Source organism: Ferrovum myxofaciens (assembly GCF_000735045.1).
In the GTDB taxonomy this organism is placed as follows: domain Bacteria; phylum Pseudomonadota; class Gammaproteobacteria; order Burkholderiales; family Ferrovaceae; genus Ferrovum; species Ferrovum myxofaciens.
Window position 1 is genome coordinate 1 of record NZ_JPOQ01000065.1, and the last position, 11485, is coordinate 11485.

The window sequence follows — 11485 nt, forward strand, 5'->3', positions numbered from 1 at the left end:
GACAAAAACCGGCCGACAAAAACACAGCCGAATGGAAATTCGTTGAGGTTTTGAAAGACTGGCCGGTCAAATTCATGTCGATTCGGTCTTGGGTGAAAGCTTTTCTATAACGAACACGGATTCAGGGGTTTGACAATAAAACTTTTCCATACGCAAAAACATCCTACCAAAGGGAGTGCCACCTGATGAAAATTATCTTGGCTAGAGTCGGTTTCATGAAGTTCTATCAAGGCTCAAAGCCAGGGGACGAAAAACCCATAGGTGGCGGTTCATATAACAATAAAGAGATAGGTCACGAGACTTATAATTTTCTTAACGTCAATGGTATCTGTTACGGATATTTCAAGCCTAACATGAAATCACCTTTCGAAATCAACCTCGGTCGAATAGAAAGAGATTGCAACGATGACAAAATCGACAATGTACGGGTCATCTGGTTCGCAACCAAACCGGGAGGTGGTGGGCAGGTAGTTATCGGCTGGTACAAGAACGCAACTGTTTTTAGGACTATTCAATCACACGACTATTTGACTCAAAGAGGGTACAACATTAAAGCCTCGGTGGATGATTGTGTCCTACTTCCAATAAGCAAGAGAAAGTTTCCCGTTGGACACGGCATCAAAGGAGAAAAAAAAGGAAACCCAGGCCAGGCAAATGCTTTTTATGTTCTTGATGACAAAGGTCAAGTAAAGGACTTAAAAATCCCCACAAACGCATGGATTACAGGACTCATTGAATACGTTACAAACTACGATGGCCCTAATATTTCATCTCGAGAAGATGAAATATTAGAAGATATACTGACTGCTGAACATTTCTCTGGCGGACAAGGATTTCAGAGTAATGTCGAGGCTCGGTTAATGATTGAAACCCATGCAATGGCTATCTGCAAGAAGTATTATTCTGATGAGGGATATGTTGTGGAAGATGTTTCTGCAACGTCCTCTTATGATTTCATTATCACAAAAAATAGATTATCACGCTTCGTCGAAGTTAAGGGAACTCAAACTACGGGAGACACCATTATTTTGACGAAAAATGAAGTCGAGCTAAGCCGAACGAAAGGCGACAGTATGGTGTTATTCATTGTTCACTCAATAGTCATGAATAAAAAGACAGTAAAGGAGGGGAGTGGCGTTGTTTCTATCATTGATCCTTGGAAGGTAAGCAATGGCAGACTTACACCTATTTCGTTCACCTATAGACTGAACTAAAAATCATTTTCTCAGACTCGATGTATAAACCTCACATTAATGCTAATGCGTTCCTGGCCTGAGACAAGCGAGATGCCTTTGGTTTCACCCGCGACTGCATCAGGCTGACCACCTGATCAAAAGACATCACGCCATCGATCATGCCCAGGGATACGGCTGTGGTAGCACCCACCACGCGTCCCTGGCCCATGCCGTTGATGACATTTTCGCTGCTGATCTCACGGGCTGTAGCCACCGATTCCACAAAGACACTGTAGTATTCATCCACGCGCGATTGCAGAAAGGTTGTCGCCTCCTCTGTGAGAGGTTCATAGGGATTGCCCTCCACCTTGTATTTTCCAGCAGAGATCAAGGTGACATCGATTCCCTCATACAGCAGGGCACCGGAGATATCTTCGTGGGCCTGCCATACGCCGATGCTTCCCACTTCGCCACCCGGAGTGCAGTAGAACTCGGTGGCCGCCGAACCAACCCAGTAGGCCGCCGAGGCCGCAAGACTGTTGGCGATGGCCACGACTGGTTTCTGAGACCGGGCATTCAGAATCTCCGAGGCCAGTTCTGCCACCCCATACACACTCCCTCCAGGAGAGTCGATGTCGATCAGGATTTGGCCCACAGCATCATCCGCCAGGGCATCCTGCAAGGCGGCGGTGAACATCTGGGTGGAGGTGCTCCCCGGACCGCTCAGGGCATCCACCATGTTTCCGCGCTGAGTCAGTACCCCATACAAGGGCAGTACGGCAATACCTCCGCCGCTCGTTTTCTGGTTGGATTGTGTTCGTACGGCCCGAACCGATTGGTCTGTCTGAATGGTGGTCAGGGTCGTGTCAGACATGGCCATCCCTCTCTGCCAGCGATGCAGTACCCCTGCAAAGACGCGTAAGGATTCAGGCCGCATGGCCCAAGGCGTCGACAGAAATTCAGACATCAAGAGCGCGTGTTTCATGACTTTCCTCGGATTTGTTTTTCAGGGGTGGAACAGGTTTGTCTGGATTGTCAGCAGTTGGCGGTTGCGTGGGGTCCGGTTTCCCATCCTGTTCCTCGGCCATATTCAGCGGCCTCAGGGGTCGATCGAGTCCGGGCAGAGGATTGAGGTTTTCGCTCAGGCGCGCTTCATTGCGAGTGAGCCAGCCTCCATTGATCCCCAGGTTGTAATACTGGGCTCGCGCTTGTGAATCTCCCCGCAGGAGTTGCGAGAACAGGAACTCCGCTTCCAGGCCATCATCGTCAAACAGGAGTTCTGCCTCGATGCTGGCTTCCCACCGTTCGGCCATGGGCCCCAGGCACTCCTGCACGAATTCCTGCGCCTGCTGCTCGATGTTGTTGTTGGTGCTCCGCTCCAGATCGCCGATCTTGTGGGGCGGCACGCCGAACCAGCGGGCGATGTCGTTGACCTGAAACTTCCGCGTTTCCAGGAACTGGGCGTCCTCGTTGGTCAGTCCCAACTGGTGATACTTCATCCCGAACTCGAACACGGCGATCTTGCCCCGGTTGGCCCCGGTTTGGGATTCCTGCAGGGACTCCCGAAACTGCTCACGGGCCATTTTGTCTTTGAATGAACCTGGATACTCAATATACCCACTTAAGGGCTTGGCATCATTGGCAAAAAAGCGGGAGCCATAGTTCTGGGCGGCCATGGCTCCACCGATGGCATTGCGGGCCAGCGCGATAGGGGAGAGCCCTATGATTCCATCCAGGGATAGCCCTCTAAGGTGCCAGATCTGGCCTCGGGGAAAAATCTGTTCGCTCCCGGTCAGCGTGGTGTACTTGTAGCGGTAATCTCCATTGGGCAACAGATCGATGGTGACCCGGTCCGGATGCAGGGGAACCAACGCTGTGATCTCTCCCTGGCGGTTGGAAACGATCTGGTTGAAGGCGTTGCCGCGCAACACCAGGTGCCCCGCCAGCATCTCGCGCCACTCGAAGGCATTCTGGTAAGGATTCGGGCGTCGTGCCAGCAACGGATACAAGGGGTGATCGATCACCCGTTTCTTGCCGCCATCGCGCCGGGTCCGGTAGAGCACGAAGGGCAGGCTCGCAAACTGGCTGGAAATGATACGCACACAGGCAAACACCGCCGAGAGTTGCAGGGCATTGTCCGCAGTGACCCGCATTCCAGCCATGGTCTGTACACCCACCGGCTCGAACCAAAAATTTCCCCAAGGCGAGCGGTCTGAATTGGCCTTGAAACTCGAGAGCCAGGAGCGAATCCCCATTTACACCACCATCAACTGATAATCAGAGTCCAGAACTGGCGTCTGGTCATCACTCGGAGCCATCTGGCGTCCCAGAGCCATGATCAGCGCCACCACCCCGTCGATCTTGTTCTCCTCGCGCTCCTTTCTGGGGTAGATGTTGTCCTTCTGGTCGCGGTGGCAGACCACATTGGAGATCATCCAACTTAAAATCGGGTCGCCGTTGTGTACGAATCGCTTCTGCAGCACCAGCGCCTCCAGTTGTTTCATGGGTTCCGAGAAATTGAGCACGGTGGGGCGCATTTCCACCATCGGCAGACCCTCAGCCAGCATGTGACTGGACAATTGGGTCGCCTGGAACGGGTCAAAGGGCACCTCGACGATCTGAAACCGGCTGGCATCTGCCATCAGTTCCGCTTCGATCTGATCAAAGTCCGTCACATTGCCCGGGGTGAGGGTCAATAATCCTTGCCGTGCCCAGCCGGAATACTGGCTGTTGCGCCCATCCTCAGCAGCCGATTCCGGCAGGTAATAGGTGAGAAACGCGTAAAACTTGCCATCGCGCTGGAACAACTTGGCCTTGGCCGCGATATCCACTTTGCTCGCCAGATCCAGCGCCACATAACACTCCTCGCCAATAAACTCATCCTCATTGAGGGCGGGATCCGCACAGGCTTCCCACGAGCGCATGTCCATCCAGGCCGTATCGGCGTTGACCCACTCGTTCAGGTGTTTGGTCTTGAAGTTGTTGATGGCACTGGGCATTTGCATGGCCTTGGCCTGCAGGGGGAGGAGCACCTCGGAGCGCACCGAAATACCCCAGTTGGGGTTGGCCTTGATCAGGGCCGCTTCCGTGGTCCAGTCATCGGCATCATCCAGTCCATAAATGATCCCGAACTGGGAGTCATCCTCGAACAATCCCTCGAGCAGTTTGGTCACGAAGGTGCGCGTCTCGTAGCAAATTCCGGCCCGGTTGCTCCCGGCGGTGGTGATGACCCACAGGAGCGAGTTGTCCCGTTTGCCGGTGCCGGTTTCCACCACATCGTAGACGGTGCGGGTTTTATGCGCGTGCAGTTCATCCACGCAGCCGAAATGGATATTCAAGCCATCCAGGGTGGAACCCTCGGCAGAGAGCGCCTCGAACTTGGAGCCGGTGCGCGCGATGCTGATGTTGTGGGCATTGACCTCGATGCCGAAGGCCTCGCGCAAAGCACGATCACGCCGAACCATGGTCTGGGCATCGCCAAATACAATCCGCGCCTGGTCGCGGGTGGTGGCCAGTGAATACACTTCGGCACCTCCCTCACCATCCGCAGCCAGCATGTAGAGCGCCACGGCGGACGACAGCGTCGACTTGGCATTGCCTCTTGATACCTCGATATACGAGCGCCGAAAGCGCCGTTTTCCATCAACTTTGACCCAGCCGAACACCGTGGTCAGAATGAACACCTGCCAGGGTTCCGGCTTGATCGCATCCCCTGCCAGTGGCCCCTTGACATGGCAGAGTCGCTCCACGAAAGCGCAGGCCCGGTCCGCCGGGCGATAGCGCAAACCGCTGGCATCCGTCAGGACGGGATTGAACCGGTAGGGGCTCGACCTTCCCTTGAAGCGTGCGAGGTCGTCGATCTGGCGCTGACAGGCGAGACGTACCCAGCGGCAGGCCGGAATACGCCCCGCGAGGACGGCGCGTGCGTACTGTCGGGCAATCCCGGCGTAATCCTGACCTGACATGTCAGGCACGCCCCAGATGAAGCCATGGATTTTCCGGTTCTGATCCGGTTTCCAGCGCCCCGAGTCGTGCGCGCGAGGTCGGCGTGAAACCCAGTTCGCTGGCCAGTAGTGTCATGTCCTTGAGATACGACCGCGCCGCCGCGGAAAACGGATTGTGCATGATCGGTCGGTCTTTGGCGTCCAGTCCGGCCAGTTTTGCACCCCGTACCGGGATCACATCCGACTTGGCCGCAAGCCGCATGTTGTGTTCATAGCGCGCAGCGGCATTGCACCATGCGGCCAGGAGATAGACATCGAGTTTCTTGAGCAGACTGCGGGGTGCGTGAAGGATCGCGTAATCCCAATAGGACTGAGCCTCTTCCAGCAGCATGGCTGGCGGATTATCGGTGAGGGCCGCCTCTGTCTGCTGAACCACTTGTGCGTTTGCCTTGAGTGGGCGTTTGCCGGGATTACCACGCAACAGTTTCAGTTCGATCGGGGTTGGTTTGCGGCCTCGGGTCGCCATGGTTTGGTTCCTGATTCATTTGCCCAGACAGCATTGCCGTCAGGTCGTCTTCGCTGAGACGCAACTGCCTCAGGTTCTCTTCGGTGACCGCCATTCTGGCAAGGTCTTCTGCTGTCACCGTGAGGTTTTTAACTCCTCGTCGCATATTGGCTGCAGCATGAAATTATCTGGTCGTGTTCCAACAAATATCCTTATCTATCAAGGTCGCCGATAGGGGGTCATGAATTTCGCGGAAACAAAAATTTGGGCAGGCGCGCGGTCTGGCACCGGGCGGCCCGAAGGAAATGACCCCCCTACCGGTTGGTTTTTTGCGCCGAGGTTGTGCCTGGCGGCGGCGATCGGCCATAACCTCCGTCCTCTTTGACCGTCTTGCGGTCGTGGCAGGGTTTGCACAGGCTTTGCCAATTATCCATGTCCCAAAACGATTCCTGATTGCCCCGGTGCGGCTGGATGTGATCCACCACGGAGGCCGGTGTGATCCGACCCTGACGATTGCACTCGGCACAAAGCGGGTTGTAAGACAAAAATACTGCACGAGCCCTTTGCCACCGCGAGCCATAACCGCGCGCCGAGGCGTTGCCTCGACGGTCATCCCATTGTTTACGAACCTGTCGCAGGTGTTGCTCGCAATAGCCCGGTTTAACAACCAATTTACGGCAGTTTGGGTAACGACAAGGAGTCGGAGCGCGCTGTGCCATGAGTGTTCAGAAAGAACGAAAAATGATGCTGATTGTGCTTGGCTTTGATGTGGAACAGAGCGTAAATGTCATTACCGTCAATCAACACAGGAAGCCACGAAAATGAAAACCCAACCCGACGCCCTCGCTACCTACATCACCAAATCGACCGCCATCCAGGCCAAGATCGAGCAACTCAAGCAAATGGCAGACGACCATTTTGGCAACGACCCCGATGCCATCCATTGGGGTCATGTGGGCGACCTGGATAGGGTGCAAACACTTTTGGACGAACTGCTCACCACATTTGGCAGCAACGAATAACCGATAACTCTCACACAGGAGATCATCATGAAAACCGAACTCACCGCCGCTCAACATGCCATCCTGGCCCATGCCATTCACAACACTGACGGCAAGGTCGACTGGTTTCCCGACAACATCAAGGGCGGAGCGCGCAAAAAGGTGCTTGAAGGATTGTTCAACCGCGCGCTCATCACTCCGCTGGGCAGTGACTGGTTCGTGGCCGCAGAAGGCTACGATGCCCTCGGAGTTCCGCGTCCAGGGCCAATTACGGTCGAAGTCCTCGATGAAATCATCAAATCGGCTGAGGTGACGGATAAATCTCAAACACCGGTTCGTCGTACCCGCGACAACAGCAAGCAGGCCACTGTAATCGGCATGCTCAAGCGGCCCGAGGGTGCGACCATTCCGCAGATCTGCGAGGCTACGGGCTGGCAATCTCACACGGCACGAGGTACATTTGCCGGTGTTTTCAAAAAGAAACTTGGCCTTAACATCACATCCGGCAAGGAATCCGGCGCAGAACGGATTTACAGAATCGCCAATTGATCCGATTTCAGAACCTCGAATTTTGCGCCATCACTGGCGCGTTTCGCTTCTTGCCCGGAAAATTCTTGCCAGCGCCGGCATATAACGTCCACATACCTGGGATCCAGTTCGATCAGGCGGGCCCGACGCCCCGATTTCTCGCAGGCGATCAGGGTAGAACCCGAACCGCCGAAGGGATCCAGCACCAAATCTCGAGTCTTGCTGCTATTGCGAACCGCACGCTCCACCAGTTCGACGGGTTTCATGGTGGGGTGCAGGTCGTTCTTCTGGGGTTTCTTGATCTGCCACACATCGCCCTGATCACGGGCGCCACACCAGTAGTGATCAGCACCATCCTTCCAGCCATACAAAATCGGCTCATATTGGCGTTGATAATCGGCGCGCCCCAGAGTGAAGGTGTTTTTGGCCCAGATCACGAAGGTGGACCATTTCCCACCGGCTGATCGGAATGCCGACTGCAGGGTATCGAGTTCCGAAGAACTCATGGCGATGTAGACCGCGCCTTTGGTGACATTCAGGATGTTCTGGCAGGCAGCCTCCAGAAAGCCCTGGAAATTCTCACCCAGATTATCGTTCAGGATAGGGCGATTCTTGCCGCGCATCTTGTCTTTGGCCGTATTCGCGTAATTGACATTGTATGGGGGGTCGGTGAAGGTCATATCCACCAACTCGTCACCGAGCAACGCCTTGTAGTCCTCAGCCTTGGTGGCGTCTCCACAGAGTACCTTGTGCTCGCCCATAATCCAGATATCTCCGGTTTTGGAGATTGGGTTTTCCGTGACTTCGGGAACCGCATCTTCGTCGATCAGTCCTTCTTTGGTGGATTCTTCCCCATTGATGAGCGTATCCCACTCTTCTGCCGAGAATCCGGTGAGATCCAGATCAACATCAGCATCCTTGAGTTCGGCCAGTTCCAGACCGAGCAATTCATTGTCCCAGGTGGAATTCTCGCCGATTTTGTTGTCGGCCAGAATCAATGCCTTGCGCTGGATGTCGGTCAAGTGCGTCATGGGCACCACGGGAACTTCGGTCAGTCCAAGTTTACGAGCCGCCAGAAGCCTTCCGTGGCCTGCGATTACATTATTGTGCCCATCCACCAGAATTGGTGAACCCCAACCGAACTCGCGGATACTGGCAGCAATTTGGGCGACCTGTGCGTCCGAGTGTTGTCTGGCATTCCGGGCATAAGGAATCAAGACCTCAATGGACCGTTGCTCGATTCGTAGATTGGAGAGGATCTGGCTTGCTTCAGACATGGGTCACCTCGCAGGTTTCACGCTCGACTCTAACTTCATCGAATGACTGCCCGGTTGCCGCCAGGGTGATGGATACCTCCAGATAATTCTGCTGGAAGCGGCGAATCGCCACATCCACATATTCTGGGGCGATTTCCACGCTGTAGCATTTCCGGCCAGCACGCTGTGCGGCGAGAAGCGAGGTACCGGAACCATTGAAAGGCTCGAACACCACATCGCCTTTCTGCGAATAGGCTTGCAAGATGAATTCAGGCAGCGCCACCGGAAATACCGCCGGGTGATCGATGTCCTGCCCGATTTTGCCCTTGTGGCGCATGATGCGGATCACACTGTCCGGGATCCGGGTGTCCTGGGTGGGCGTGCCGGCATGGGACCAGCCATCCACTTCCCCATTTTTCTTGCGCATCGATGTGGATGAACCGTTGGCACGCAGATGGGATTCCTGACCGGCGAGTTTGCATTCCACGATTTTATTGGGGCGAACCGATTTGCGGTTGAAGTGGAAGATGAACTCGAAACTCGGCGCCAGACGCCCACTCCAGTCACCCGGCATTCCCGGACCCTGATCCCAGACATACCAGGCAAAGCGCCGCCAGTTCTGGGCTTGCATCCAGGAGAGCCAGCCGTCCCAATAGGGGATGAATTCGTTGTCGCAGTGGATCAGGCCGAGATTCACCAGCACCTGACCATCGGCCGCCATCGGCAGTTGGGCAAAGACACCACGCAACAAACTGGCCCAATCCTTGATGCCCTCGGTGTAATCGCGCTGGTTGCCATAGGGAGGGCTGGTAAAACACAGGTCAGCATGTTCATCGCCCATCAGAGCCTTGATCACGGCAGGATCAGCGGCATCCCCACAAATCATGCGATGCTCACCCAACTGCCAGATGTCGCCAGGGCGAGATATCGGAACTTCTGGAGCCTCAGGCACCTCATCAGCACCATCATCCTCTGCCTCAGATTCGGTTTCATTCTGGCTGTCGAGCAACGAGCGGATTTCGCTGTCATCGAATCCGGTGAGTTCCAGATCGAATCCAGCCGATTCCAGATCAGCCAATTCCAGGGATAAGAGTTCCTGATCCCACCCGGCCCGTTCCGCCAGTTTATTCTCGGCCAGGATGAAGGCGCGTTTCTGAATTTCGGTCAGGTGAGAGAGTTCGATCACCGGCAGGGTTTCAATTTCCAGTTTACGGGCAGCAAGAATCCTGCCGTGGCCAGAGATGACTCCGTGCTTGCCATCCACCAGAATCGGGCTGTTGAACCCAAACTCCCGAATGCTCGCTGCGATCTGGCTGATCTGCTCCTCGCTATGAGTGCGGGCATTTCGGGCAAACGGGATCAACGACGCCAGTGGCCGGTATTCAATCTGCAGAGAGGTCATGGAATTCCAGAATAAAAAACCCGCCGAAGCTCAAGTCTTGGGCGGGTGTTTGCATTGAAGGTGTTGCGAGTCGTAACTCTCGCAACCATAGCCAGAATCATATCAAATTTTCAGGAAAGTGCGACACCCCAAAAATGCCGCCATTCCATTATTCCCAAGCGTTTCTCCGCAGGCATCAGAAACCACCAGCAATTCCGGTTATTTCCCTTCGTGCAAATTCCTAATGAGAACTTCCATGGCACTTACCCAATGCCGCTGTGCGGTTCTCTCAACGCAGGCGAAGCGTTTGGCAATCTCGCGCCAGGAATAACGGTCAGCACGCATCCAGAGCAGTTTTCGTTCCTCCACCTCAAGCCACTGCATCCATTGCATCACTTCCAGCATCCGGTCGATCTCCTTGGGGGCTGGTGGGAATCGTTTCATTGGCGCCTCATCGCAAGCCATACGCTCAAATTCTGTACGCACAAATGGTGGCCAGACATTGAAGTACCCCTGAACCCGTACTGGGGGTAGGCGATGAGCCGTGCGTGCCGCCTCAGCCAACCGATCAGCCAAGATGTTGGTATCCAAATCACTCATGGCAATATCCCTGACGAGGTTTACCGTACAATCGGTTTCCAATGCGACGAATGAACTCTCGTTCCACGAAATCCAGACGGGTGTCGTTGTCAGAAACCACCAGGATGTGCTGTTCCTGCCAGCCATCGCGTTTGGTGGTTTCCACATCCATGATTTCCGGCTGGCAACGACCCGGCGGGGACGGATAACGGTGAGGCGGGATCTTCATCTCACACCTCCTGGTCCATGGCCCAATGCAGCAACGCCAGGGCATCGGCTTCGTTGTCGTCAGTGACCGGATGCCCCTTGACCTGCATGGCGGCAATCACCTCGTCTTTGCCAGCATTGCCTTTTCCCGTGGCATGTTTCTTGATCGTGCCCACCGGCACCCCCTGGTAGGGGATGTCGTGGTGCTCGCACCAGGCCGTGAGCGTGGCCATCAATCCGCCATAGATGTGCGCTGCATCGACTCCGGCGTGCCTGCGCACCTCCTCGAAGTACACGGCATGAATGTCGCCAGTGATGGCCTTGATTTCGGTCAGCCAGCGCTTGAACCGGAGAAACCGCATTCCACCGCCTTCAAACCGATTCGGACGAAACGAGGTGTACCCGTGGGAGATTTGTCTTTCACGGTCACGCAGGGCCCAACCGGTGGTGGTACCCAGATCCAGAGCAAGCATGACCCTGCCATCTGACTCATCCAAAAACTCGGCGCAAACCTCCCTACGTAACGGAGAGGGTACTTCTGTTCCCTCTCCTACGTAGTAGGAGGGGTAATCTCTGCAAACTGCAAACTGGTCATAACACATTGATTCATAGATATTTTCAACCAGATTGCAGAGGGGTTTGCAAACTGTTTTTCTGCAAACTGCAAACTGGCCTAACTCATTGATTTGAATGAAAAGCAGTTTGCAACCAGTTTGCAGATTGCAAAAAACTGGAGCAGATTGCAGAACTTTTGCAAACTGGTTTTGTGGCGTATTCATGCGATATCACTCCCCTGGTTAATGTCCTCTTGATAGACCCACACCTCAGGGTTTTCCACCGGCATGGCGGCACCTGATTGCGGGCATTTGTAACCGGCATAACCTATTGATTTGACTGAAAAGCAGTTTG

Annotated in this window: 13 protein-coding genes; 3 read left to right on the forward strand and 10 right to left on the reverse strand. The window is 54.7% G+C overall.

The features are described 5' to 3' along the window. Window positions 1-185: 185 nt before the first annotated feature. A complete protein-coding gene (locus IV91_RS16815; protein WP_031597611.1) occupies window positions 186-1214 on the forward strand; it encodes a protein NO VEIN domain-containing protein in 1029 nt (342 codons plus the stop codon). 31 nt (window positions 1215-1245) lie between these two features. On the opposite strand, the gene IV91_RS0108540 is transcribed toward IV91_RS16815, so the two are convergent. The 5 genes from IV91_RS0108540 to IV91_RS17255 form a co-directional block, all read right to left on the reverse strand. Beyond that, window positions 1246-2160, reverse strand: coding sequence for a S49 family peptidase (locus IV91_RS0108540; protein ID WP_031597612.1), 915 nt, complete (start codon window positions 2158-2160; stop codon window positions 1246-1248). Next, on the reverse strand, window positions 2135-3430 hold the full coding sequence (locus IV91_RS0108545; protein WP_051862395.1) for a phage portal protein: 1296 nt from the start codon (window positions 3428-3430) through the stop codon (window positions 2135-2137). Before IV91_RS0108545 ends, IV91_RS0108540 begins: the two co-directional genes overlap by 26 nt. Continuing rightward, window positions 3431-5140 carry a terminase large subunit gene (locus IV91_RS0108550; protein WP_031597614.1) on the reverse strand — a complete coding sequence of 570 codons (1710 nt, stop codon included), beginning with the start codon at window positions 5138-5140 and terminating at the stop codon, window positions 3431-3433. 1 nt (window position 5141) lies between these two features. Then, a complete protein-coding gene (locus IV91_RS0108555; protein WP_031597615.1) occupies window positions 5142-5645 on the reverse strand; it encodes a P27 family phage terminase small subunit in 504 nt (167 codons plus the stop codon). 293 nt (window positions 5646-5938) lie between these two features. Continuing rightward, window positions 5939-6343, reverse strand: coding sequence for an HNH endonuclease (locus tag IV91_RS17255; protein WP_084190010.1), 405 nt, complete (start codon window positions 6341-6343; stop codon window positions 5939-5941). A 102-nt stretch (window positions 6344-6445) separates the two neighbouring features. Here IV91_RS17255 and IV91_RS0108570 point away from each other — a divergent pair, with 102 nt between their 5' ends. Together IV91_RS0108570 and IV91_RS0108575 are read left to right on the forward strand one after the other, a co-directional pair. After that, window positions 6446-6646 (forward strand): hypothetical protein, encoded by a 201-nt coding sequence (locus tag IV91_RS0108570; protein WP_031597621.1) that lies wholly within the window; start codon window positions 6446-6448, stop codon window positions 6644-6646. Between the two features lie 24 nt (window positions 6647-6670). After that, on the forward strand, window positions 6671-7174 hold the full coding sequence (locus tag IV91_RS0108575) for a DUF3489 domain-containing protein (protein ID WP_150112433.1): 504 nt from the start codon (window positions 6671-6673) through the stop codon (window positions 7172-7174). Here the strand turns inward: IV91_RS0108575 and IV91_RS0108580 are convergent. From IV91_RS0108580 to IV91_RS0108600, 5 genes are all read right to left on the reverse strand, one after another. Further along, complete coding sequence (locus IV91_RS0108580; RefSeq protein WP_031597624.1) at window positions 7156-8430, reverse strand: site-specific DNA-methyltransferase; 1275 nt, start codon at window positions 8428-8430, stop codon at window positions 7156-7158. The genes IV91_RS0108575 and IV91_RS0108580 overlap by 19 nt on opposite strands. Further along, window positions 8423-9811, reverse strand: a complete 1389-nt coding sequence (locus IV91_RS0108585; RefSeq protein WP_031597626.1) for a site-specific DNA-methyltransferase — start codon at window positions 9809-9811, stop codon at window positions 8423-8425. The genes IV91_RS0108580 and IV91_RS0108585 overlap by 8 nt, the downstream gene beginning before the upstream one ends. A gap of 198 nt (window positions 9812-10009) precedes the next feature. Continuing rightward, complete coding sequence (locus IV91_RS0108590; RefSeq protein WP_031597628.1) at window positions 10010-10390, reverse strand: DUF6362 family protein; 381 nt, start codon at window positions 10388-10390, stop codon at window positions 10010-10012. Further along, entirely contained in the window at window positions 10383-10598 is a 216-nt protein-coding gene (locus IV91_RS0108595) for a hypothetical protein (RefSeq protein WP_031597630.1), read from the reverse strand. The genes IV91_RS0108590 and IV91_RS0108595 overlap by 8 nt, the downstream gene beginning before the upstream one ends. A 1-nt stretch (window position 10599) precedes the next feature. Then, a complete protein-coding gene (locus tag IV91_RS0108600; RefSeq protein WP_031597632.1) occupies window positions 10600-11049 on the reverse strand; it encodes a crossover junction endodeoxyribonuclease RuvC in 450 nt (149 codons plus the stop codon). Window positions 11050-11485 lie beyond the last annotated feature (436 nt).

Excerpts from the sequence above, each read along its gene's own strand:
- IV91_RS16815 (WP_031597611.1), top strand. The coding sequence starts at position 186 with ATGAAAATTATCTTGGCTAGAGTCGGTTTCATGAAGTTCTATCAAGGC.
- IV91_RS0108540 (WP_031597612.1), bottom strand. The coding sequence starts at position 2,160 with ATGAAACACGCGCTCTTGATGTCTGAATTTCTGTCGACGCCTTGGGCC.
- IV91_RS0108545 (WP_051862395.1), bottom strand. The coding sequence starts at position 3,430 with ATGGGGATTCGCTCCTGGCTCTCGAGTTTCAAGGCCAATTCAGACCGC.
- IV91_RS0108550 (WP_031597614.1), bottom strand. The coding sequence starts at position 5,140 with ATGTCAGGTCAGGATTACGCCGGGATTGCCCGACAGTACGCACGCGCC.
- IV91_RS0108555 (WP_031597615.1), bottom strand. The coding sequence starts at position 5,645 with ATGGCGACCCGAGGCCGCAAACCAACCCCGATCGAACTGAAACTGTTG.
- IV91_RS17255 (WP_084190010.1), bottom strand. The coding sequence starts at position 6,343 with ATGGCACAGCGCGCTCCGACTCCTTGTCGTTACCCAAACTGCCGTAAA.
- IV91_RS0108570 (WP_031597621.1), top strand. The coding sequence starts at position 6,446 with ATGAAAACCCAACCCGACGCCCTCGCTACCTACATCACCAAATCGACC.
- IV91_RS0108580 (WP_031597624.1), bottom strand. The coding sequence starts at position 8,430 with ATGTCTGAAGCAAGCCAGATCCTCTCCAATCTACGAATCGAGCAACGG.
- IV91_RS0108585 (WP_031597626.1), bottom strand. The coding sequence starts at position 9,811 with ATGACCTCTCTGCAGATTGAATACCGGCCACTGGCGTCGTTGATCCCG.
- IV91_RS0108590 (WP_031597628.1), bottom strand. The coding sequence starts at position 10,390 with ATGAGTGATTTGGATACCAACATCTTGGCTGATCGGTTGGCTGAGGCG.
- IV91_RS0108595 (WP_031597630.1), bottom strand. The coding sequence starts at position 10,598 with ATGAAGATCCCGCCTCACCGTTATCCGTCCCCGCCGGGTCGTTGCCAG.
- IV91_RS0108600 (WP_031597632.1), bottom strand. The coding sequence starts at position 11,049 with ATGCTTGCTCTGGATCTGGGTACCACCACCGGTTGGGCCCTGCGTGAC.